The organism is Pseudonocardia sp. McavD-2-B, from assembly GCF_024124365.1.
GTDB lineage: Bacteria > Actinomycetota > Actinomycetes > Mycobacteriales > Pseudonocardiaceae > Pseudonocardia > Pseudonocardia alni.
The window spans coordinates 1-22787 of the sequence record NZ_JAMXSG010000016.1; the positions used below are offsets into that span (position 1 = coordinate 1).

Annotated in this window: 24 protein-coding genes, 1 pseudogene and 1 riboswitch; of the genes and pseudogenes, 17 read left to right on the forward strand and 8 right to left on the reverse strand. The window is 73.9% G+C overall.

Annotation, left to right across the window (positions count from 1 at the left end):
* Window positions 1-700: pseudogene (locus NH602_RS04365) on the reverse strand (hypothetical protein); the annotation flags it as partial.
* Between the two features lie 92 nt (window positions 701-792).
* Here NH602_RS04365 and hrcA point away from each other — a divergent pair.
* From hrcA to NH602_RS04430, 13 genes are all read left to right on the forward strand, one after another.
* Complete coding sequence (gene hrcA, locus NH602_RS04370; protein WP_062401498.1) at window positions 793-1812, forward strand: heat-inducible transcriptional repressor HrcA; 1020 nt, start codon at window positions 793-795, stop codon at window positions 1810-1812.
* A gap of 45 nt (window positions 1813-1857) precedes the next feature.
* Entirely contained in the window at window positions 1858-3024 is a 1167-nt protein-coding gene (dnaJ, locus tag NH602_RS04375; protein WP_161151755.1) for a molecular chaperone DnaJ, read from the forward strand.
* A gap of 4 nt (window positions 3025-3028) precedes the next feature.
* Window positions 3029-3784: a 16S rRNA (uracil(1498)-N(3))-methyltransferase gene (locus tag NH602_RS04380; RefSeq protein ID WP_179760575.1), complete on the forward strand. Its 756-nt coding sequence runs from the start codon at window positions 3029-3031 to the stop codon at window positions 3782-3784.
* A 161-nt stretch (window positions 3785-3945) separates the two neighbouring features.
* Entirely contained in the window at window positions 3946-4842 is an 897-nt protein-coding gene (locus NH602_RS04385) for a S9 family peptidase (protein WP_253067070.1), read from the forward strand.
* A 131-nt stretch (window positions 4843-4973) separates the two neighbouring features.
* Window positions 4974-6038, forward strand: coding sequence for a PhoH family protein (locus NH602_RS04390; protein WP_246352949.1), 1065 nt, complete (start codon window positions 4974-4976; stop codon window positions 6036-6038).
* Window positions 6039-6129: 91 nt separating this feature from the next.
* Window positions 6130-6675 carry an rRNA maturation RNase YbeY gene (gene ybeY / locus NH602_RS04395; protein ID WP_100880115.1) on the forward strand — a complete coding sequence of 182 codons (546 nt, stop codon included), beginning with the start codon at window positions 6130-6132 and terminating at the stop codon, window positions 6673-6675.
* Between the two features lie 37 nt (window positions 6676-6712).
* Window positions 6713-8137, forward strand: a complete 1425-nt coding sequence (locus NH602_RS04400) for a hemolysin family protein (RefSeq protein ID WP_253067071.1) — start codon at window positions 6713-6715, stop codon at window positions 8135-8137.
* Between the two features lie 114 nt (window positions 8138-8251).
* Complete coding sequence (gene lhgO, locus NH602_RS04405; RefSeq protein ID WP_253067072.1) at window positions 8252-9484, forward strand: L-2-hydroxyglutarate oxidase; 1233 nt, start codon at window positions 8252-8254, stop codon at window positions 9482-9484.
* Entirely contained in the window at window positions 9481-10383 is a 903-nt protein-coding gene (gene era, locus NH602_RS04410) for a GTPase Era (RefSeq protein WP_073577991.1), read from the forward strand. The genes lhgO and era overlap by 4 nt, the downstream gene beginning before the upstream one ends.
* A 20-nt stretch (window positions 10384-10403) precedes the next feature.
* The gene (gene recO, locus NH602_RS04415) at window positions 10404-11240 is read left to right on the forward strand and encodes a DNA repair protein RecO (RefSeq protein ID WP_253067073.1); all 837 of its coding nucleotides are present in this window, start codon (window positions 10404-10406) and stop codon (window positions 11238-11240) included.
* Window positions 11241-11462: 222 nt separating this feature from the next.
* Window positions 11463-11825: a hypothetical protein gene (locus NH602_RS04420; protein ID WP_073577989.1), complete on the forward strand. Its 363-nt coding sequence runs from the start codon at window positions 11463-11465 to the stop codon at window positions 11823-11825.
* 34 nt (window positions 11826-11859) lie between these two features.
* Window positions 11860-12687 carry an isoprenyl transferase gene (locus tag NH602_RS04425; RefSeq protein WP_253067074.1) on the forward strand — a complete coding sequence of 276 codons (828 nt, stop codon included), beginning with the start codon at window positions 11860-11862 and terminating at the stop codon, window positions 12685-12687.
* Between the two features lie 20 nt (window positions 12688-12707).
* Window positions 12708-13100, forward strand: a complete 393-nt coding sequence (locus NH602_RS04430) for a hypothetical protein (protein WP_256493777.1) — start codon at window positions 12708-12710, stop codon at window positions 13098-13100.
* A 39-nt stretch (window positions 13101-13139) separates the two neighbouring features.
* Here the strand turns inward: NH602_RS04430 and NH602_RS04435 are convergent, their stop codons facing one another.
* The gene (locus tag NH602_RS04435; protein WP_083659055.1) at window positions 13140-13517 is read right to left on the reverse strand and encodes a DUF2795 domain-containing protein; all 378 of its coding nucleotides are present in this window, start codon (window positions 13515-13517) and stop codon (window positions 13140-13142) included.
* Window positions 13518-13593: 76 nt separating this feature from the next.
* On the reverse strand, window positions 13594-14238 hold the full coding sequence (locus tag NH602_RS04440; protein ID WP_253067076.1) for a hypothetical protein: 645 nt from the start codon (window positions 14236-14238) through the stop codon (window positions 13594-13596).
* Between the two features lie 74 nt (window positions 14239-14312).
* Window positions 14313-14427: riboswitch (SAM riboswitch) on the forward strand.
* 43 nt (window positions 14428-14470) lie between these two features.
* Here NH602_RS04440 and NH602_RS04445 point away from each other — a divergent pair.
* Window positions 14471-15859: an aminotransferase class V-fold PLP-dependent enzyme gene (locus NH602_RS04445; protein ID WP_253067077.1), complete on the forward strand. Its 1389-nt coding sequence runs from the start codon at window positions 14471-14473 to the stop codon at window positions 15857-15859.
* Between the two features lie 10 nt (window positions 15860-15869).
* Here the strand turns inward: NH602_RS04445 and NH602_RS04450 are convergent, their stop codons facing one another.
* Both NH602_RS04450 and NH602_RS04455 read right to left on the reverse strand, forming a co-directional pair.
* Entirely contained in the window at window positions 15870-16286 is a 417-nt protein-coding gene (locus tag NH602_RS04450; RefSeq protein WP_062404466.1) for a Fur family transcriptional regulator, read from the reverse strand.
* A gap of 32 nt (window positions 16287-16318) precedes the next feature.
* Window positions 16319-16696, reverse strand: a complete 378-nt coding sequence (locus tag NH602_RS04455; RefSeq protein WP_253067078.1) for a helix-turn-helix transcriptional regulator — start codon at window positions 16694-16696, stop codon at window positions 16319-16321.
* A 105-nt stretch (window positions 16697-16801) separates the two neighbouring features.
* Between NH602_RS04455 and NH602_RS04460 the strand changes: the two genes are divergently transcribed.
* From NH602_RS04460 to NH602_RS04470, 3 genes are all read left to right on the forward strand, one after another.
* Window positions 16802-17131: an antibiotic biosynthesis monooxygenase gene (locus NH602_RS04460; protein WP_073577985.1), complete on the forward strand. Its 330-nt coding sequence runs from the start codon at window positions 16802-16804 to the stop codon at window positions 17129-17131.
* A gap of 193 nt (window positions 17132-17324) precedes the next feature.
* Entirely contained in the window at window positions 17325-18266 is a 942-nt protein-coding gene (locus NH602_RS04465) for a type IV toxin-antitoxin system AbiEi family antitoxin domain-containing protein (RefSeq protein ID WP_253067079.1), read from the forward strand.
* Between the two features lie 202 nt (window positions 18267-18468).
* Window positions 18469-19875 (forward strand): glycine--tRNA ligase, encoded by a 1407-nt coding sequence (locus NH602_RS04470; RefSeq protein ID WP_253067080.1) that lies wholly within the window; start codon window positions 18469-18471, stop codon window positions 19873-19875.
* Window positions 19876-19939: 64 nt separating this feature from the next.
* Here NH602_RS04470 and NH602_RS04475 read toward each other — a convergent pair whose 3' ends face one another.
* The 3 genes from NH602_RS04475 to NH602_RS04485 form a co-directional block, all read right to left on the reverse strand.
* Window positions 19940-20140 (reverse strand): hypothetical protein, encoded by a 201-nt coding sequence (locus NH602_RS04475; protein WP_073577983.1) that lies wholly within the window; start codon window positions 20138-20140, stop codon window positions 19940-19942.
* Between the two features lie 87 nt (window positions 20141-20227).
* Window positions 20228-21217: a CNNM domain-containing protein gene (locus NH602_RS04480; protein ID WP_100880124.1), complete on the reverse strand. Its 990-nt coding sequence runs from the start codon at window positions 21215-21217 to the stop codon at window positions 20228-20230.
* Window positions 21214-22635 (reverse strand): hemolysin family protein, encoded by a 1422-nt coding sequence (locus NH602_RS04485; protein WP_073577981.1) that lies wholly within the window; start codon window positions 22633-22635, stop codon window positions 21214-21216. Before NH602_RS04485 ends, NH602_RS04480 begins: the two co-directional genes overlap by 4 nt.
* Window positions 22636-22787: the final 152 nt, after the last annotated feature.

The following is a 22787-nucleotide window of genomic DNA, read 5'->3' on the forward strand; positions in this document are numbered from 1 at the left end:
CGGCCCGCGGCGCGGCGGTGTCCACCGCCTCGAACGCCGTCTCCAGGAGCGGGCCCGCGCCGTCCCGGGCGGCGATCTCGACCGCGACCGGGAGGGCGCCGTCGCCGACGGGAACCGACCACACGTCGATCCGCCCGGCCAGGCTGTCCGGGTCGGCCGGGGTCACCCGCAGCCCGGCCGCGGCCCGCCCGGCCACCCGCCGTGCCGGCAGCGCCGTCACCGGGTCGTCGGGGGTCGCGCCGAGCAGCCGGCGGGCCAGGTCGGACGGGGCGAGGTCCGAGGCCCGCGGGAAACGCACCGGGGCGAGCGGGGAGACCGTGGTCAGCCGGTTCGCGCCGTAGTCCCAGATCCGCTCGACCTGTCCGTCGCGGTAGGTGTCGACCTCGCCGACCGGCGTCAGCTCGTCGACCCGCCAGCGGCCCGCGTCGGCGACCTGGACGCGGATCCGGGTGGTCGTGGACAGCAGCCGGGCCGCGGATCCGATCGGCGCGACGGTGGGCAGCCCGAGCCGGCCGGTCGCCGTCGCCAGGCCGGAGTGGGGGACGACACCCGCCAGCATCCGGGCCCGCAGCGCGGCCGGGTCCGGGGTCCCCGCGACGTCGCCGACGGGGAGCCAGCGGTCGGTCGTACCCACCGCGACCAGGGCGGCGGCACCGGCACCGACGAGCAGGGAGCGCCGGCCGAAGCGGCGTGCGGACATCACCCCACCCACCGTGCCACGCCGCGTGCCCCGGCCGCGCGGCCACGAGGGCGCCTAGGATGGACGGGGCACAGCGGGGGAGGTGCGAGGAGATGAACGCCGACGAGCGGCGGTTCGCCGTGCTGCGGGCCATCGTGGCCGACTACGTCTCGACGCAGGAGCCCGTGGGCTCGAAGGCCATCGTCGACCGGCACAACCTCGGGGTGTCGAGCGCGACGGTGCGCAACGACATGGCCGTCCTCGAGGAGGACGGCCTGATCGCGCAGCCGCACACCAGCGCGGGCCGGATCCCGACCGACAAGGGCTACCGGCAGTTCGTCGACCGGATCTCGCAGGTCAAGCCGCTGTCGTCGGCCGAGAAGCGGGCCGTGCAGACGTTCCTGGACGGCGCCGTCGATCTCGACGACGTGCTGCGCCGCTCGGTGCGGCTGCTCGCGCAACTGACCCGCCAGGTCGCCGTCGTGCAGTACCCGACGCTCACCCGTTCCACGGTCCGCCACCTCGAGGTCGTGCAGCTGACCCCGGCCCGGCTGATGCTGGTGCTGATCACCGACTCCGGCCGGGTCGACCAGCGCGTCGTCGACCTGGGCGACGTGCTCGCCGACGCCGACGTCGCCCGGCTGCGTGAGATGCTCGGCAACGCGCTGAACGGCCGCAAGCTGGCCGAGGCCTCCGCGGCCGTCGCCGAGCTGCCCGACACCGCGCCGGAGGACCTGCGCACCCCGCTGCTGCACCTCGCGACGGTGCTCATCGAGACACTCGTCGAGCACCCCGAGGAGCGGATGGTGCTGGGCGGCACGGCGAACCTGACCCGTAGCCACACCGACTTCCCCGGCTCGCTCCGTCAGGTCCTGGAAGCACTGGAGGAGCAGGTCGTGGTCATGCGGCTGCTCGCGGCCTCGCAGGACTCCGGCCTGGTCACGGTCCGGATCGGCGAGGAGAACGAGGCCGAGGACCTGCGCACCGCGTCCGTGGTCACGGTGGGGTACGGATCGGGTACCCCGCTGGGCGGGATGGGCGTCGTCGGACCGACCCGGATGGACTACCCGGGCACGATCTCGGCGGTGCATGCGGTCGCCCGGTACGTGGGTGAGATCCTGACCGGTCGGTAGACCTTTCATCGTTGTTGTACGTACTTCCCAGAGGAAAAGAGCCAGGTGGCACGCGACTACTACGGGATCCTGGGCGTCGAGCGCGGCGCCGACGCCTCGGAGATCAAGCGGGCGTACCGCAAGCTCGCCCGTGAGCTGCACCCGGACGTCAACCCCGACCCCGCAGCACAGGAACGGTTCCGGGAGGTCAGCGCCGCCTACGAGGTGCTGACCGACCCCGAGAAGCGTCGGGTCGTCGACCTCGGCGGCGACCCCCTCGACGCCCGCGGCGGGGGTGGTGGCGGTGGCGACCCGTTCGCCGGGTTCGGCGGGTTCAGCGACATCATGGACGCGTTCTTCGGCGGCACCGCCGGCGGCGGACGCGGGCGCGGCCCGCGCAGCCGGGTCCAGCCCGGCGCCGACGCGCTGATCCGGATGGAGCTGACGCTGGAGGACTGCGCCGCCGGTGTGCAGCGCGACCTCGCCGTCGACACCGCCGTCCTGTGCACCCAGTGCCAGGGCTCCGGCTGCGCCGAGGGCACCCACCCCACCGCCTGCGACACCTGCGGCGGCTCCGGGGAGATCCAGAGCGTGCAGCGCTCGTTCCTCGGGCAGGTCGTCACCGCACGGCCCTGCCCGACCTGCCGCGGGTTCGGCGAGGTCATCCCCGACCCCTGCCGCCAGTGTGCGGGCGACGGCCGGGTCCGGTCGCGGCGCACCGTCGCCGTCAAGATCCCGGCGGGCGTCGCCGAGGGCATGCGGGTGCGCCTGTCCGGCCAGGGCGAGGTCGGCTCCGGCGGCGGTCCCGCCGGTGACCTCTACGTCGAGGTGGAGGAGGCGCCGCACGAGCTGTTCACCCGCGACGGCGCCGATCTGCACTGCACGCTCCCGCTGCCGATGACCGCGGCCGCGCTCGGCACCACGTTGCCGTTGCCGCTGCTCGACGGCTCGGTCGCCGAGATCGACGTCGAGGCGGGCACCCAGCACGGCACGGTCCGCACGCTGCGCGGCAAGGGCATGCCCCGGCTGCGCTCCACCGGGCGGATCGACGGCCACGGCGACCTCCTCGTGCACGTCGAGGTGGCGGTGCCGACCCGGCTGGACAAGGAGCAGACCGACCTGCTGCGCCGGCTCGCCGAGCTGCGCGGTGAGGAGCAGCCGGACCTGATCGGCGGCTCCCGCAACGGGCACGGCCTGTTCTCCAAGCTGCGCGACAGCTGGACCGGACGCTGACCCGGTGACGACGGCGCCGCTGTTCCTGGTCGACGACGTCGGCTCCCTCCCGGGCCCGGGCTCCGACACGGTGCTCGACGGCCCGGAGGGACGCCACGCCGCGACCGTGCGACGGCTGCGCCCCGGCGAGGCGCTGGTGCTGTCCGACGGCCGGGGCGGTCTCGCCCGCGCCGAGGTCGTCGACGTCGCCGGGCGGGACGCGCTGACCGTGCGGCTGCACGAGGTGACCCGGGTGGCTGCACCCGCGGTCCGCGTCGTCGTCGCGCAGGCGCTGGTCAAGGGCGACCGCGGCGAGCTCGCCGTGGAGACCGCCACCGAGGCCGGCGCCGACGGGTTCGTCCCCTGGAAGGCGGCCCGCTGCGTCACCCGCTGGGACGACGGCCCGCGCGGCGCGAAAGCCCTCGAACGCTGGCGTTCCACCGTCCGCGAGGCCGCCAAGCAGGCCCGCCGCCCGTGGCAGCCCGACGTCGCAGGCCCGGTGACCACCGCGCAGCTCGCCGCCCGTGTCGGTGCCGCCGACACCACGCTGGTGCTGCACGAGTCCGCGGGCGAGGACCTCGCCTCGGTCGCGCTGCCCGCGGCGGGGGAGGTGCTGCTCGCCGTCGGACCGGAGGGCGGCGTCGACGACGCCGAGCTCGACCGCCTCGCCGAGGCCGGCGCCGTCCCGGTCCGGATGGGGCCGGAGGTGCTGCGGGCCTCCACCGCGGCCTGCGTCGCGCTCGGTGCGCTCGCCGTGCGCACCGGCCGCTGGGCCCGCTGAGCCCCCTCGCCGACCCGTCCCAGGGCGCCCCCAGTGTCACTTTCGGGGCTTAGAGCGCTACGAGGGTGACCCTGGGAGCAGGGCGGGGAGGGACGCGGACGCCGGTCACGATCCGGCGAACCGGTCGTCGGGGACCGGGCGCGGGTGTCATCATCCGCCGCGTGAGTGACCACGCTCCCCGGATCGGACGCCGCACGCTGCTGGCAGGCCTCGCCGCCACCCCGCTGCTCGGCGCCTGCGGCAACGACGCCCCCGCAGCCCCGCGGCGGCCCCCGCGCGACGAGACCGCCCCGCGGACCGAGCGGATGGCCTACGGCGGCCAGCCCGACCAGTTCGGCGAGCTGACCTTCCCGGCGAGCCGGGACCTGCCCCGCGGCACCGTGATCGTCGTGCACGGCGGGTTCTGGCGGGCAGGCACCGACCTCACGATCATGCGTCCGGTCGTCGACGCGCTGGTCGCGGCGGACTTCGCGGTCTGGAACATCGAGTACCGGAAGGTGGGCGCCGGCGGTGGCTGGCCCTCCACCTTCGACGACGTCGCGATGGCCGCCGACCACCTCGCCACCCTGCGCTCCACCCGGCTCGACCTGCGCCGGCTCGTCGTGCTCGGGCACTCGGCGGGCGGGCACCTCGCGGGCTGGCTGGCGATGCGCGCGACGCTCGCCCCCGGCGACCCGGGCGCGACGCCCGTGGTCCGCCCGGCCGGGGTGGTCTCGCTGGCCGGGGTGCTCGACCTGGCCGGCGGGATGCTGCTCGGCGACGGCGCCGTCGCCGACCTCGTCGCGGCGACCCCGGGCGCCGACCCGGCCCGCTTCCGGGCGACCAGTCCGCTGGAGGCCGTCCCGCTCGGGGTGCCGTCGGTGTGCGTGCACGGCACCGCCGACGAGGTGGTCCCGCTCTCCCAGAGCGAGGACTTCGTCGCCGCCGCGACGGCCGCCGGTGACCGGTCGGAGCTCGTGCGGGTCGAGGGCGCGAACCACCTGCAGCTCATCGACGTCGCCCACCCCGGCTGGGCCGCCGCGCTGCAGGCCGTGGAACGGCTGAGCGCCCCCGCCTGATCCGCGGGAGAATCCGCGGGTGCCGTCGGCGGTCCGACCGGTACGATCGGCGCAGTCCGGCGACCCGACGTACGAGGCAGGCGAACACACTCTTGACCGGCACCGAACCCGGCTCCACCCCCCGGACCGACCTGCGGTCCACCGCGGCACCGGGCGGGACCGTCCGGTCGAGGATGGCCGTGCCGGACACCGCGGTCCTGTCCCTGCTCGGCTCCCGCGACGACAGCCTGCGCGCGGCCGAGGAGGAGCTGACCGCCGACGTCCACGTCCGCGGTAACGAGCTGACCCTGTCCGGGGACCCGGGCGACGTCGCGTTCGCCGAGCGGGTGTTCGCCGAGCTGATCACCCTGGCCGAGCGCGGCCAGCTGGTCGGTGCGGACGACGTGCGCCGCACCGTGCAGATGCTCTCGGCGGAGAACACCGCCGACGAGCGCCTGGGCGAGTCCCCGGCCGAGGTGCTGAGCCTGGACATCCTGTCCCGGCGCGGGAAGACCATCCGCCCCAAGACGCTCAACCAGAAGCGCTACGTCGACGCCATCGACGCGTTCACCATCGTCTTCGGCATCGGCCCGGCCGGTACCGGCAAGACCTACCTGGCGATGGCCAAGGCCGTGCAGGCGCTGCAGGCCAAGCAGGTCAACCGGATCATCCTGACCCGGCCCGCGGTCGAGGCGGGGGAGCGGCTGGGCTACCTGCCCGGCACGCTGTTCGAGAAGATCGACCCGTACCTGCGCCCGCTCTACGACGCGCTCCACGACATGCTCGACCCCGAGTCCATCCCGAAGCTGATGGCCGCCGGGACGATCGAGGTCGCGCCGTTGGCGTACATGCGCGGCCGGACCCTGAACGACGCGTTCATCATCCTCGACGAGGCGCAGAACACCACGCCCGAGCAGATGAAGATGTTCCTCACCCGGCTCGGCTTCGGTTCGCGGATCGTGGTGACCGGCGACATCACCCAGGTCGACCTCCCGGGCAACGCCCGGTCCGGCCTGGCCGTCGTGCAGGACATCCTCGACGGAGTCGACGACGTGCACTTCTCCCGGCTCGAGAGCGCCGACGTGGTCCGGCACCGCCTGGTGTCCGACATCGTCGACGCCTACGCCCGGTTCGACGCGTCCGAGCACCGCACGGCGGCCGTCGGCAACGGCGCACCCCGCAACGGCCCGGCGCGGCGTCCCGACCGGCGGCGGTGACCGGGGGGCGGGTGGCACCGGGCCCGTCGGTACGGCCGTCTAGGCTGCCCCCTACATCCGTATCGGCGAGCAGGGGCAGGGCAGCGGCGGCGTGAGCATCGAGGTCGTCAACGAGTCCGGTATCACCGTCGACGAGGCGCAGATCGTCTCGGTCGCCCGGTACGCGCTGGACGCGATGAAGGTGAGCCCGTCCGCCGAGCTGGCGATCACCGCCGTCGGGCTGGACGCGATGGAGGAGCTGCACGTCCGCTGGATGGACGAGCCGGGCCCCACCGACGTCATGGCGTTCCCCATGGACTCCCTCGTCGAGGACACCCGGCGCCCCGATGCGCCGGACCTGGGTCCGGCCCTGCTCGGCGACGTCGTGCTCTGCCCGGCCTTCGCCCGGGACCAGGCGCGCAAGGCCGGGCACACCCTGGCCGACGAGCTGCACCTGCTGACCGTGCACGGCATCCTGCACCTGCTGGGGTACGACCACCTCGAGCCCGAGGACGAGCGCGAGATGTTCGCACTGCAGAACCGGCTGCTGGTCCGCTGGCGGTCCGACCGGGCCCGCGAGCGCGCCCGGGACGCCCAGAAGCGCAGCGACGACCGCCTGCTCGGTGCCGCCGGCTTCGAGGACGAGTCCGGCCGGTGACCGGAAGACCCACGACCACGTTCTCCGAGGAGCAGAAGTGACCACCGTCTGGCTGATCGTCGCGACGGTCCTGCTCGTGCTGCTGGCCGGGGTGTTCGCCGCCGCCGACTCGGCCCTCATGTCGATCTCGCGCGCCCGGGTGGACGCCGTGGTGCGCGCCGGCCGCGCCGGCGCGAAGGCGCTCGCCGCCGTCGTCGCGGACCGGCCGCGGCACGTCAACCTGCTGATGCTGCTGCGGGTCACCTGCGAGACGGTCGCGATCATCCTGCTGGCCGTCGCGCTCGCGCCGCTGTTCTCCGCCACCTGGATCGGGCTGCTGCTCACCGGCGTTCTCATGGTGCTCGCCAGCTACGTCCTGATCGGGGTCGGCCCGCGGACGCTGGGCCGCCAGCACCCCTACCGGATCGGGCTGCTGCTCGCGGGCCCGATCCGCGCGATCGGCGTCGTGCTGTCCCCGCTGGCGAAGCTGCTGATCCTGCTGGGCAACGCGATCACCCCGGGCCCCGGTTTCCGCGACGGCCCGTTCTCCACCGAGGTGGAGCTGCGCGAGCTCGTCGACATGGCCAGCAACCGCGGCGTGGTCGACGAGGGCGAGCGCAAGATGATCCACTCGGTGTTCGAGCTGGGGGAGACCCCGGTCCGCGACATCATGGTGCCGCGGCCGGACCTCATCTGGACCGAGCGCGACACCCCGGTGGAGAAGGTACTGCGCCTGGCGCTCAAGAGCGGCTACTCGCGCATCCCGGTGCTCGGCGAGGGCGTGGACGACGTCATCGGCATCGCCTACCTCAAGGACCTGGTCCGGGCCCGCGAGGAGGCCCGGCGCGGAGAGCGTGAGGTCCCGCTGCTCGACATCCTGCGCCCCGCGGCCTTCGTGCCGGACTCCAAGCGCAGCGACGACCTCATGCGCGAGATGCAGCGCACCCGCAACCACATGGCCGTCGTCGTCGACGAGTACGGCGGCACCGCGGGCGTGGTGACGATCGAGGACATCCTGGAGGAGATCGTCGGCGAGATCACCGACGAGTACGACACCGAGGAGGTGCCCGAGGTCGCCGAGGCCTCCGACGGCGCCTTCCGGGTCTCCGCCCGGCTGCCCGCCGAGGACCTCGAGGAGCTGTTCGCCGGCCGGTTCCGCGGCACCCCGCGGGAGGACGAGCTGCACGAGGCGCTGGAGAACGCCGACGTCGACACCGTCGGCGGGCTGCTCGCCCAACGGCTGGGCAAGGTGCCGCTGCCCGGCGCCACCGCCGAGCTGGACGGCCTGCTGCGGCTGCAGGGCGAGGGCGGCAAGGACGCCCGCGGCCGTGTCCGCATCACCTCGGTGCTGGTCAGCCCGCTGGAGCCGGCCGAGACCGAGGACACCGACCACGACGAGCCGCGCGGGAACGCCCGGGAGTCCGACGTGCCCGACCACGTCGCCGGCGACCCCACCGAGCACGCCGGCGCCGACCGGCACTGACCTGGCCGCCCCCGGCCACGGGGAGCGACCGACGGACGTGACCGTCCCGCCACGGGCGGGACGCGAGGAGGACCTGATGGCTGCCCGCACGACCTTCCCCGCGGAGCGGGCCCGGTGACCGGGCTGCCCGCGACACCGCGCTACGACCTGGTCGTCGTCGGCGGTGGGATCGTCGGCCTGGCCACCGCGTACGCCGCCACCCGCAACGGGCTCAGCGTCGCCGTCGTCGAGCGTGAGCAGCGCCTGGCGAACCACCAGACCGGCAACAACTCCAACGTCGTGCACTCCGGGCTGTACTACGCGCCGGGCGGCTACAAGGCACGTCTGGCCGTCGCCGGGTGTGCCGAGACCATCGCGTTCTGCCGCGAGCACGACCTGCCGTACCAGGTGTGCGGCAAGCTCGTCGTCGCGACCGAGCCCGAGGAGCTGCCCCGGCTCGACGAGCTGGCCCGCCGCGGCGCCGCCAACGGCGTGGAGAACCACCGCCTCGACGAGCACGGCATCCGCACCTACGAGCCCGACGTCCGCGGTCTCGCCGCGCTGTGGGTGCCCTCGACCGGCATCACCGACTATCGGCTGGTCGCGGAGAAGCTCGGCGAGCTGGTGGAGAAGAACGGCGGCGAGGTCCACCTGGGCCGCACCGTCACCGGGTTCGCCCGCCGCCCGTCCGACGTCGTCGTGCGCACCACCCGCGGTGACCTGCTCGGCACCCGCGCGGTCGTCTGTGGCGGCCTGCGCTGCGACGAGCTCGCCCGCCTGGCCGGTGCCGACCCCGGGGTGCGGATCGTGCCGTTCCGCGGCGAGTACTCCGGCTTCTCCGAGCGGGCCGCCTCGCTGGTCCGCGGCCTGATCTACCCGGTGCCCGACCCGGCGTTCCCGTTCCTCGGGGTGCACGCCACCCGCGGCATCGACGGCACCGTCCACGCCGGCCCGAACGCCGTGCTCGCGATGGCCCGTGAGGGCTACGACTGGCGCACGATCAGACCGAAGGAGCTGCTGGGCACGCTGACCTATCCCGGCATGGTCAAGGTGGCGCGCACGCACTGGCGCTACGGCATCGGCGAGGTCCGCCGCTCGCTGTCGACACGGGCGATGGTCCGCCAGATCCAGCGGATGCTGCCCGACGTCACCGCCGCCGACCTGCACCCGGCCGGCGCCGGGGTGCGGGCCCAGGCGGTGCAGGCCGACGGCACCCTGGTCGACGACTTCCTGTTCCTCGACCAGGCCGGCCCGGACGGCGCGGGCCGCCCCGGCTCGATCCTGCACGTGCTGAACGCACCGTCCCCGGCGGCGACGGCGGCCCTGCCGATCGGCCGCGAGATCCTCGACCGGCTGGGTGCGGCGTGACCGGCGCACAGCCCGAGGGCTTCCGGTCCGGGTTCGCCTGCTTCGTCGGCAGGCCCAACGCCGGCAAGTCGACGCTGACCAACGCGCTGGTCGGGGAGAAGATCGCGATCACCTCCTCGCGCCCGCAGACCACCCGGCACGCGATCCGCGGGATCGTGCACCGCCCGGACGCCCAGATCGTCCTGGTCGACACCCCGGGGCTGCACCGCCCGCGGACCCTGCTCGGGTCGCGGCTCAACGACCTGGTGCGCGAGACCTGGTCCGAGGTCGACGTCGTCGGGTTCTGCGTGCCCGCCGACGAGAAGGTCGGCAAGGGCGACCGGTTCATCGCCGAGGAGCTGCGGCGGATCGCCGCGCACACCCCGGTGGTCGCCGTCGTCACCAAGACCGACACCGCCCGCCCCGAGCAGGTCGCCGAGCGGCTCACCGAGGTGTCGGCCCTGATGGAGTTCACCGAGGTCGTGCCGACCTCGGCGCGGTCGGGTTTCCAGGTGTCGCTGCTCTCGGACCTGCTGGTCGGGCTGCTGCCGGAGGGCCCGCAGCTCTACCCGGACGGCGACCTCACCGACGAGCCGACCGACGTGCTCGTCGCCGAGCTCGTGCGGGAGGCGGCGCTGGAGGGCGTGCGCGACGAGCTGCCGCACTCGATCGCCGTCGTCGTCGAGGAGACGATCGAGAAGAAGAACCTCCTGGAGATCTACGCGATCATCTACGTCGAGCGGTCCAGCCAGAAGGGCATCGTGATCGGCAAGGGCGGTGCCCGGCTCAAGCAGGTCGGCAGCGACGCCCGTCGCCAGATCGAGAAGCTGCTGGGCACCCGGGTGCACCTCGACCTGCACGTGAAGATCGCCGAGGACTGGCAGCGGGACCCGAAGCAGCTGCGCAAGCTGGGGTTCTGAGCAGGACCTAGACTGGGTGCGTGGCCCAGTTCTACCGCGACACCGGGATCGTGCTCCGGGTGCAGAAGCTGGGCGAGGCGGACCGGATCATCACGATGCTGACCCGCCGGCACGGCAAGATCCGGGTGGTCGCCAAGGGCGTGCGCCGCACCCGGTCGCGGTGGGGCGCACGGCTGGAGCCGTTCAACCACGTCGACGTCCAGTGCTACACCGGGCGCACGCTGGACGTGGTCACCCAGGCCCAGACCGTCGACGCGTTCGCCCCGGCGATCGTCGCGGACTGGTCGGCGTACTCCTGTGGCTGCGCGATCCTGGAGACCGCGGACCGGCTGGTGTCCGAGGAGGGCGAGCCGAGCCTGCGGGTGTACCTGCTGCTGCTCGGCGCCACCCGGGCGCTGGCCGACGGCGCCCGTGAACCGGCCCTGGTGCTCGACGCGTTCCTGCTGCGGGCGATGAGCCACGCGGGGTGGGCGCCGTCGCTGTCGGAATGCGCGCGCTGCGCCACCCCCGGCCCGCACCGGTCGTTCACCGTCGCCGGGGGCGGCATGGTGTGCCCGCGCTGCCGCCCGCCGGGCTCGGTGACCCCGGCGACCGAGACGGTGGCCCTGCTGTCCGCGCTGCTGCACGGCGACTGGGACACCGCGGACGCCTCGGGCACCCCGACCCGGCGTGAGGCCAGCGGCCTGGTCGCGGCGCACCTGCAGTGGCACCTGGAGCGGCAGCTGCGCTCGCTGCCCCTGGTCGACCGCCGCGCCCGGGTCCGGCCCGCCGCCGCCGTCGCACCCGGGGTGCCGGGGCCCGCCCCGGAACCGCCGGACGGCGGAACCGCGACACCCCCGGACGCGCTCCCCGGCTAGTCCGGTCGGAATTGTGTCCGGTGTGGGGTGCCGTGAGCGGGCCGTCCGCTCCGTCGAGCGGTTGACGTACGGGCGTGCCGGCCCTCTCGGTGCCGCCGGTCGCGTCGCACGGGACTTCCGCCGACTCCACCGGGTGATCGTCGCTTTCGACGGGCAACCGGTTCCGCCGTCTCGTTACGCTCCTGTGATCGAGGGGACCCCAGCCCCGTCGGAGAGGCAGTCGTGAACCGACCCCACACCCCGCCGCCGGACGACGACCACACCGGTCGCACCCACCGTCTCCCGGCCGCCACGCAGCGCATCCCGGTGCCGCCGACCCAGCAGTTCCCGGTCCGCACCGAGGCGATGCCGGAGTCCCCGCAGGACGGGCCTACCCGCGCGATGCGTCAGGTCCGGGCCCGCACCGAGGACGGCGCGTGGCCGGCCATCCCGATGCTGCCGGTGATCCGGCCCGACGAGTCCGAGCCGATGACGGAGGCCGACCGGATCCGCGGGCACCGCGGGATGCGCCGGCTGCGCGAGACCATCGAGCGGCTGGAGGACCCGGCCGTGCCGGCCTGGCCGCAGCCCGACCACCGCGACTGAACCCGTCCGCCGTCCCCGACGTAGGGTCGGCGACGTGCCGTTCCAGCCTCCCGCACCGCACCCGTCCGGTGCCCGGCCCCCGGCGATCCCGCCGGAGCTGGTGCCACGCCACGTCGCCCTCGTGATGGACGGCAACGGCCGCTGGGCCAACGCCCGCGGCCTGCCCCGCACGGAGGGCCACAAGCGGGGCGAGGCCTCGCTGATGGACGTCGCCCGCGGATGCATCGACCTGGGCGTGCGCTGGCTGTCGGCGTACGCGTTCTCCACCGAGAACTGGCGGCGCAGCCCCGATGAGGTCCGGTTCCTGATGGGCTTCAACCGCGACGTGATCCGCCGCCGCGTCGACGAGATGGACGCGATGGGGGTCCGGGTCCGCTGGGCGGGCCGGCGCCCGCGGCTGTGGCGGTCGGTGATCAAGGAGCTGGAGATCGCCGAGGAGCGCACCCGTGGCAACGACGTGCTGAACCTGACCATGTGCGTCAACTACGGCGGCCGCGCCGAGATCGTCGACTCCGTGCGGCATCTCGCCCGCCTCGCCGCGGAGGGCCGGATCAACCCCGACAAGATCGACGAGCGGATGCTGGCCCGGTACCTCGACGAGCCGGACATGCCCGACGTCGACCTGTTCGTGCGCTCCTCGGGGGAGCAGCGGACGTCGAACTTCCTGCTCTGGCAGAGCGCCTACGCCGAGATGGTCTTCCTGGACACGCTGTTCCCGGACTTCGACCGGCGCCACATCTGGCAGGCGATCGAGATCTACGCGCGCCGGGACCGGCGTTTCGGGGGAGCTTCCGAGCGTCGCGGACCGGGCGCGAGCATCGACACGGCCGCCGCCGTCCCGAACGATGGAGTGACACCGTGACCACCGATGTGATCTCCGGGATGCTCACCACCGCCAGGAGGGCGCTGGAGCGGTTCCACGACGTCACCACCGACGACGACGGCGCGCTGACCTTCGCCCACGGCGGCGTGCTGTGCGTGGTGCAGGGCACCGAGCTGGAGGAGGGCCTGCCCGTCCTCAACCTGACCTGCGTCGTCGCGTGGGACCTGCCGGAGTCCGACGACCCGGAGCGCGACGTGCCGCGCCGGGTCGGCCTCGGGGTGGGGGAGGGCCTGTTCGGCACGCCCCGGGCGGTGCGCGGCGAGCGCGGCTGGGACGTGACCCTGCGCTACGCCTTCCCCGCGGCCGGGCTGGGTGAGGGGCCGATGGGCACCCTGCTGATGCTGGTCGTGTCCTCGGCGTCGAGCATGCGCGCGGAGCTGGTCGAGAGCTGAGACCGCCCGGCCGGGGGCGCACCCCCGGCCGTGGCCCGGTCACTTCTTGCGGTTGGTCCCGAGCTCCTCGGCGATCGGGTTGACCGGGTCGGCGTCCGTGCCGGACTCCGACAGGCCCGAGGCGTTGTGTCCGGTGCGTCGCTGCCGGCGCAGCTGCTCGGTCTCCTCGCGGGTCTCCCCGTCGGTGTCGCCCGCGGTCTGCGCGGCCGGGTCGTCCTCGCGGAGGTCGGTGGCGGAGACCACGGCACCGATCGAGGTGTAGTACTCCTCGGCCGGCACCGCCCGCAGGGCCTCGACCGTCGCGGCGTCGGCGCCGTTGCGCTCGGCGGTCCACGCCAGGTCGTCCTTGGAAGCGGGGAACTCCAGACCGTGCAGGGCGCTGCGGACGGCGTCGGCGGTCGTCGTACGGGCTGTCATGGGTCACCTCTCGTCGTGGACGTTCGGTGACCGGGTAGCCGGTGTGCGGCCGTCCATGCACGGACGGCCGCACCCGTCAGCCGTCGGTGTCCGTGGTCTCCCCGGCGGAGTCCCCGGAGTCGCTGAGGTGCACGATCGGCAGCGCCGCCAGCTGGCCCGCGGTCATCGCGTGCGCCACGCCCAGCACGTCGTTCTGGGCCTTGGTCATCCGCGCGTCCACCAGGCCGGACAGGCTGTAGGCGACCCGGCCGAGCAGCCGCACCGTGGTCTCGTCGACCTGGGGGCGCGGGGTGGAGACGACCGCGACACCGCGCGGGTCGCCGTCGTTGGACTGGGCGACGCCGATCTCGTAGGACTCACGCGGGTTGACGTGCCGCGACGCGTAGTGGTCGCGCAGCGTCGACATCATGTCGTGGAACCCGGTGACGTCACCCTCGAGCTCCAGGGTGGACAGGTCGTCCTTCGTGAGGGTCTTGGTGCGGCCGGAGAAGCAGCGCACGTAGCCGATCACCGCGCCGGTCCACAGTGCCTCGACCAGGGCCGGGTCGGCGGCCACCCGGACCGGGCCGGACTCCGGACCGCCGAGCGCGGTCACCAGGTGCTCGCAGCACCGCAGCACGTACTGCAGGTCGTCGAACACCGCCGCCAGCTGGGCAAGCTCGCCGGACTCCGGGACGTCGATCCGCCGTACCGTGCCCGGGGCGGGTTGCGTGTCGGTCATCGTTCAGACGCTATCCGGGGTGGCGATGGTCACGGTGTCTCCTTCTGAGACGGTCTGCTAGCTTCGGCCGCGAAGGTCACGAGTGCCAGCGCGAAGCCCCGGCTCGCTGGACGGCAACCCTCCTCCGCGGCGGGGTGCCCCGGGTGATGACCGGGCCGACGCGACACCCGCAGTCGGCAAGCGCGGATCCGTGCGCCACGCCGGGTCCCCGAGATCGGCCGGAGGCCCGATCATGACCCTCGCGCTGTCGCGTCCCGTCCAGCACGCGCTGCCCCGTGTCGTCGGCGCGGACCTCACCGTCCCGCTCGTCGACGGCAGGTGGGCCCGCTACTGCGACCTCGACTCCGCCGCGTCGGCGCCGGCGCTGGAGAGCGTCGCCGCGCACGTTGCGCAGGTGCTGCCCTACCACGGCAGCGTGCACCGCGGCGCCGGCTGGACCTCGAAGGTCTGCACCGCCCTGGTGGAGAACGCCCGCGCCGACGTCGCCCGGTTCGTCCGGGCCCGCGCCGACGACGTCGTGGTGTTCACCCGCAACACCACCGACGCGCTCGGCCTGCTCGCGCGCGCCGTGCCCGGCCCGGTGGTGACCCTCGACCTGGAGCACCACGCGACGCTGCTGGCCTGGCGGGGCGGTTCCGGTGGCGCCGAGCACCGGGTCGTGCGGGCCGGCCACAGCATCGCCGCGACCCTCGACGCGCTGCGGGCCGAGCTCGCCGCCCGTCCCGACGCCGCGCTGGTCGCGGTCACCGGTGCGTCCAACGTGACCGGCGAGCTCCTCCCGGTCGCCGAGATCGCCCGGATCGCGCACGCCGCGGGCGCCCGGCTGTGCGTCGACGCAGCGCAGCTCGCCCCGCACCGGCGCGTCGACCTGGCCGGGTGGGGTGCGGACTACGTCGCGCTGTCCGGGCACAAGCTCTACGCGCCCTTCGGTGCCGGGGTCCTCGTCGGCCGCCGTGACTGGCTCGACACCGCAGAGCCGCACGTCGCGGGCGGGGGAGCGGTCCGGTCGGTCGGCGTCACGGCCGACGACGCCGTCGACGGCCCGGGCGGCACCGTCACCGAGTGGCTGCCCGCGCCGCAACGCCACGAGGGCGGCACCCCGAACGTGCTCGGCGCCGCCGCGCTGGGCGCGGCCTGCCGCGCCCTCGAGGACCTGATCGACGACGCCGTGCCCGCCCACGAGCGCGAGCTCGCCGCCCGGCTGCGCGCGGGTCTGGCGACCGTCCGCGGCCTGCGGATCCTGTCCTGCTTCGACGACGGGCCCGACGCCGACCGCACCGCGACCGTCTCGTTCACCCTCGGCGAGCTGCCCGCCGGCCTCGTCGCGGCGGCGCTGTCCGCCGAGTACGGCATCGGTGTCCGCGACGGGCGGTTCTGCGCGCACCCGCTGCTGGAGCGGCTCACCGGCGGCGGCGACGCGGTGCGCGCCTCGCTGGGCCTGCGCACCGGCCCCTCCGACGTCGACCGCCTGGTCGACGCGCTGACCGACCTGGCGCAGCGCGGTCCGGCCTGGACCTACGCCCTCGTCGACGGCCGGTGGGCGCCCACCCCGGACCCGCGCCCGGCCGACCCGTTCGCCCGGGGCCGGGAGCTGCCGGCCGTCCCCGGCTGCGGGGACTGAGTCCCGGGAGTCACCCCGCCGAGCAGCGGCCGCAGAGGCCGAAGATCTCCAGGGTGTGCGACACCTCGGTGAAGCCGTGCTTCTGCGCGACCGACTCGGTCCAGGACTCCACCGCGGGGCCCTCGATCTCGACGGCGGCGCCGCACCGGCGGCACACCAGATGATGGTGGTGGTGCTCGGTCTCGCAGCGCCGGTAGACCGCCTCGCCGGACGCGACCCGCAGCACGTCGACCTCGCCGCCGTCGGCGAGGGTCTGCAGCGTCCGGTAGACCGTGGTCAGACCGATGCCCTCACCGGCGCGCCGCAGCTCCTCGTGGATCTCCTGGGCGGACCGGAAGTCCTCCAGACGGTCGAGCAGCGCGGTGACGGCGGCCCGCTGCCGGGTGGCGCGGATGCCGCGCGGCCCGGCGGTGGACCGCTGCGTCATCGTCGCCGTGGTCGTCCGGTCGGTCGTCTCCGTCACGTGTCCTCCTCGACGTGGGCGACGGCGTCCACCACGATGTGCGCCAGGTGGTCGTCCACCAGCGAGTACAGCACCTCACGCCCCTTCCGCTCGCCCTCGACCACCCCGGCGGCCTTGAGGACCCGCAGGTGCTGGCTGATCAGGGGCTGGGTGACCCCGAGCGCGTCCACCAGGTCGTGGACGCACCGGGAGTGTTCCAGCAGCTGCAGGACGATGGCGATCCGGACCGGTGCGGCGAGTGCCCGCAGCAGGTCGCCCGCGGCGGCCAGGGTGCGCGGGTCGCGGGTCGGGCCGGGCTCGGGCGCGGGGTGGTGGTCTTCGTCCGCACCCGGGCCGGCTCCCGGTGCGTGCGTGGTCTGGGCTGCGGCAGACATGTGGTGGACCCGTCCGTTCCCCGGAGGCGGCGGCCACACCCCCCGGCGCTGCTGTGCCGTGCCGGCCGCACCCCACATGGTAGGCGTGTTCGTTATCGTCGCGCCGTGCTGCTGGTCTGCCGCTTCCGCGTGTCCCCCTCCGAGGAGGCCGCGTTCACCGCGCGCGCGGCCCGCGCGCTGGAGCTCCTGGCCGCCCGGCCGGGCTGCCGCGGAGGTGAGGCGGGCCGGGCGATCGAGGATGCCGGGCAGTGGGTCCTGACCGTCCGCTTCGACTCCGTCGACGCCTACCGGCGCGCCCTGGGGCCGTTCGCGGTCCGTGAGCACGTGCACCCGCTGCTGGCCGAGGCCGACACGACCACGGAGGCGACCTACGAGTCCCTCATCACGGTGACCGCCGGCGCCGCTCCCGTCCACCACCCCAGCCTGCTGAGCTGACCCCCGACCCCGCACACCGTCCTGCGACCTCGCAGCCGCTGCAGACGGTGCGAGGTCGCAGGAACGTGTGCGAGGTGCGGCGGGGGCCGGGTTGTCCACAGCGCGCGCTCGACGCCCGTCGCGAGCCGGGACCGTCCACAGCCGGACGGGTGACGGGCTTCCCCCGCTCCCGGTGCACGGCGACGGTGGGGACATGGATCCCGACCCGCGGCCGGCGCACGGTTCGCCCGCCCCCGTGCTGCGCCGGGACCTGGTTGCGGCGGGCGTGGGCGACGACGAGCTCCGCAGGCTCCGGGCCTCGGGCCGACTCGTCCGGCTGCGCCGCGGCGCCTACGTCGGAGCCGGTGACCTCGGGCCGGTGGAACGACACCGGCAGACCGTGCGTGCGGCGGTCCGCACCCTGTCCCCGGACGCGGTGTTCAGCCACGTCTCGGCGGCCGCGATGCACGGGATCGGGCTGTGGCGGGTCCCGCTCGACCGGGTGGAGGTGACCAGGAACCGGCGCAGCGGTGCGCGGACGGCGCCGTCGGCGCGGTTCCACGCGGCGACGCTCGCCGCGGACGAGATCACCGTCGTCGACGGCGTCCCAGTGACGACGGTCCCGCGCACGGTCGTCGACCTGGCCCGCGCTCTGCCCTTCGTCGTGGCGGTCGCGGTCACCGACGCGGCGCTGCACGCCGGAGCCGTCACCGCCGACGAACTCGCTGCCGCCGTGGCCCGGTCCGCGCGGCGTCCCGGCACCCCGGCCGCCCGCCGGGTGCTCGCCGCGGCCGACGGCGGCGCGGACGGCCCGGGGGAGACCCGCAGCAGGCTCCTCCTCCACTCCTGCGGCCTGCCCGCACCGGCCACCCAGCAGGAGCTGCGGGATCCGGCGGGACGGTTCCTCGGCCGGGTCGATTTCTGGTGGGAGCAGGCCCGGGTGGCGGGGGAGTTCGACGGGCGCATCAAGTACGGCCGGCGGCTCGACCCCGGCGGCGACCTCGAGGAGGTCCTGTGGCGGGAGAAGCTGCGGGAGGACGCGATCCGGGCCGAGGGTGTCGCGGTGGTGCGCTGGGTGTGGGGCGACCTGCACAGCGCGGCGTCGTTCGCCCCGACCGTCGCCCGCCTGCACCGTGCCCTGGACCGTGCCGCGTGAGCGCTCGACCTCGCACAGGTTCCTGCGACCTCGCAGCCCCTGCAGGGTGTGCGAGGTCGCAGGAACCTGTGCGAGGTCGGCCGGTCGGAGCCACCGCGGCGGAAGTGGGACGGGGCAAGGGGTGGGGATGCACGGCGGGTCGGTAACCTGGGACGCCCCGTATCCGGGGGACCTCCGAACCACCTTCTCTGGAGTACCGCCAGTGGCCAGCAAGCCCACCTCCGCCAAGATCGAGACCATCGTCGCGCTGACCAAGCGGCGCGGATTCGTCTTCGCCTCCGGTGAGATCTACGGCGGTACCCGGTCGGCGTGGGACTACGGGCCCCTCGGCGTCGAGCTGAAGGACAACATCAAGCGCCAGTGGTGGAAGACCGTGGTGACCGGCCGCGACGACGTCGTCGGCCTGGACTCCTCGGTCATCCTGCCGCGCCAGACCTGGGTCGCGTCGGGCCACGTCGGCACCTTCTCCGACCCGCTGGTCGAGTGCGAGTCCTGCCACAAGCGCTACCGTGCCGACCAGCTCGCCGAGGAGTTCGCCGAGCGCAAGGGCCGCGACCCGGAGCAGGCCGACCAGAACGACCTCTCCGAGGTCCCCTGCCCGAACTGCGGCACCCGCGGCCGGTTCACCGCGCCCCGCGAGTTCAACATGATGCTCAAGACCTTCCTCGGCCCGGTGGAGTCCGAGGAGGGTCTGCACTACCTGCGCCCGGAGACCGCGCAGGGCATCTTCGTGAACTTCCTGAACGTGCAGACGACCTCGCGCAAGAAGCCGCCGTTCGGCATCGGTCAGATCGGCAAGAGCTTCCGCAACGAGATCACCCCGGGCAACTTCATCTTCCGCACGCGCGAGTTCGAGCAGATGGAGATGGAGTACTTCGTCGAGCCCGGCAGCGACGAGGAGCTGCACCAGTACTGGATCGACGAGCGCACCCGCTGGTACACCGACCTGGGCATCTCCCCGGAGAACCTGCGGCACTACGAGCACGCCAAGGAGAAGCTCTCCCACTACTCGAAGCGCACCGTCGACATCGAGTACCGGTTCAACTTCACCGGCCAGGAGTGGGGCGAGCTCGAGGGCATCGCGAACCGCACCGACTTCGACCTCACGGCGCACTCGAACCACTCGGGCGTCGACCTGTCGTTCTACGACCAGGCCTCCGACACCCGGTACAAGCCGTACGTGATCGAGCCCGCGGCCGGTGTCGGCCGGTCGATGATGGCCTTCCTCATCGAGGCCTACACCGAGGACGAGGCGCCCAACGCCAAGGGCGGCGTCGACAAGCGGGTCGTGCTGAAGCTCGACCGCAGGCTCGCCCCGGTCAAGGCCGCGGTGCTGCCGCTGTCGCGCAACGCCGACCTGTCGCCCAAGGCGAAGGACCTGGCCGCGCAGCTCCGCAAGAACTGGAACGTCGACTTCGACGACGCCGGCGCCATCGGCCGCCGGTACCGCCGCCAGGACGAGATCGGCACCCCGTTCTGCATCACGGTCGACTTCGACACCCTCACCGACCAGGCGGTGACGATCCGCGAGCGCGACTCGATGGCGCAGGAGCGGGTCGCCCTCGACCAGGTCGAGACCTACCTGGCGACGCGCCTGCTCGGCTGCTGAGCAGGGTCCGGACCCACGAACGCCCCCGCCCGGGATCCGGGCAGGGGCGTTCGTCGTGAGTCGGTCAGCGTCGGTAGGCCAGCAGCTGCACGCCCAGCTCGGACTCGGCGCGGCGCACCTCCTCCAGCTGCTCGGCGGTCAGCGCGGCGTAGGGCGACTCGGGCCGGTAGGCCACGAGCGGGCCGCCGATGCGGTCCTCGAGCTGCTTGAGCCTGGCCAGCGCCGTGTCGTCGAGATCGGCGGGGCGCAGCGTCGGAGCGGTCATCACAACCTCCGTGGGTGATCGGGAGGCGACCCAGAGTAGGACCGCCCCGGACCGGGCGCAGCGCGGGTACCCGGTCCGGGGTCGCTCCTACACCGGCTCGGGAAGGAGCCGTTCGACCAGGTCGGAGAGGGTGACGATGCCGACCGGGCGGTCGTCGGACTCCACCAGCGCCAGGTGCGCACGCTGCTCACGCATCGTGTTCACCGCAGTGTGGTACTGCGTGTCCGCCGGCAGGGTGAGCACCGGGCGCATCAGGTCCCGGGCCCGGGTCCCCGGCTCGCGCGTCAGCGTGTCGCGGACGTGCACGTACCCGATCGGGGTGTCCCCGTCCCGCACGACGAGCCGGAGGTGACCGGTCCGGCGGCAGGTCGCCTGGATCGCCGCGACGTCGTCGTCCGCGGCCACCGCGGACGGCTCGCGGGCGAGCTCGCCCAGCGGGGTCCGCTCCAGCTCCAGCGCCGTGACCAGCTGGTCACGGCGCCCCTGGTCCAGGGTGCCGGTCTTCGCCGAGTGGTCGACCAGCTGGCGCAGGTCGTCGGCGTTGCGGCCCGAGGCCATCTCGTCCACCGGCTCCACCCCGCACCAGCGCAGGCAGCGGTTGGCGGCGCCGTTGAGCAGCAGCAGCACCGGGCGGGCGGTCACCATGAACGCACGCATCGGGATCGCGAGCATGATCGCCGAGCGCTCCGGGTGCGAGATCGCCCAGGACTTCGGCGCCATCTCCCCGACGACCAGGTGCAGGAATGTCACCACGATCAGCGAGACGACGAACGACGCCACCCCCGCGACCCCGCCGGGGACGCCCCAGCCCTCCAGGACCGGGCGCAGCGCGTCGTCCACGGCCGGCTTGGTGATCGCACCGAGCCCCAGCACGCACAGCGTGATGCCCAGCTGGGACCCAGCCAGGAGCAGCGAGATGTCCTTGGCGCTGCGCAACGCCGCCCGTGCCGACGCCGAGGTCAGCGCCGCCTCCTCCAGCCGGTAGTTCCGGGCTGCGACGAGCGCGAACTCGACGGCCACGAAGAACGCGCTCGCCGCGACGAGCAGGATCGACACCACGATCTCGAAGGCACTCATGCCCGCACCTCCCGCTCGTCGCTGTCCTGCTCGGAACCGGCGGTCACCGGTTCGGTCCACTCCAGGCGGACCGCCGACGGGACCCGCCGGTCGACCTCCTGCACCACGAGACGCAGGGCGCGGTCCCCGTCGTCCGGGCTCTCGGCCGGGATCGTCACGACGACCGCGTCCCCGGCGTCCGGCAGCCGCTGCAGCTCGGCCATGACCAGACCGCCGACGGTCTGGTAGTCGCCCTCGGGCAGCTCGGCGTCGATCAGCCTGCCGACCTCGTCGACGTGCCGGTCACCCGGCACGACCCAGCCGTCGTCGGACCGCAGTGCCTGATCCGTCCCGGCCTGGTCGTGCTCGTCGGTGATCTCACCGACGAGCTCCTCGGCGACGTCCTCGACGGTGATGACGCCGGCCAGGCCGCCGTACTCGTCGAGCACGCACGCCAGCTCCTCGTCGTCGGCACGCAGCTGGGCCAGCACCTGCGGCAGCGGCAGGGACGACGGCACCAGCACCGGGGCCCGCATCAGGTCCGACACCAGCACCTCGTCGAACGGCCGGTCGTCGCGGTCGGCGAGGGCCAGCACATCCTTCAGGCAGACCACGCCCACCAGCTCCAGCGCGTTCTCCGTGTCCGTCGCCTCGGCGGGCGGCCCGAGCACCGGGTACCGCGAGTGCTGGACGGCCATCTGGCCGACCAGACTCTCGACGGTCGCGTCGGCGCGGACCCACGACACCCGCGGCCGCGGGATCATCGCGGCCCGCGCGGTGCGGTCGCCGAAGTCGACGGCGCGGTCCAGCAGCACCGCGAACTCCGGGTTGAGGTCACCCGAGTCCTTCGAGTCGTCGATGATCGCCTCGAGGTCGCGCGGGGTGGCCGAGTGCTCGACGTCGTGCACCGGCTCGATCCGCAGCGCACGCAGCAGCAGGTTCGAGGCCGCGTCGAAGATCCGGATGAGCCACCCGAACAGCGCCAGGTAGGTCTTGGTGGACAGCGCCAGCCACCGCGCGACCGGCTCCGGCCGTGCGATGGCGAGGTTCTTCGGGAACAGCTCGCCGAACACCATCTGGACGACGGTGGCGAACAGCAGCGCGATCACGGTGCCGATCGCGACACCGACGCCGAGCGGGACGTCGACCAGGCCCAGCAGCTCACCGATGCCGTTACCGATCAGCGGCTCGGCGACGTAACCGACCAGCAGACCGGTGACGGTGATGCCGAGCTGGGCGCCCGACAGCATGAACGAGGTGCGACGGGTGATGTCGAGGGCACGGGACGCTCCGGTGTCGCCCTCGGCCGCACGGGCCTTGAGCCGGGAGCGGTCGACGGCCATGAAGCCGAACTCCTGGGCCACGAAGTAGCCGGTCAGGGCGGTGATCACGAGGACGACCAGGATGCCCAGGAGGATGCCGAGGATCGTGCCGATCACCGGGAGGTCACCGCCCGGGTCTCGGGCCCGGCCGGGATGTGCACGGCGGGGGCGGGGACGAGGACGATGCGGGGTCGCCGGCCGTCACGGGGACGGTCGGCGCGCGGACTGCAGGTGGGGTCCATGACTCCTGACTCGCGGTCTGATGGGTG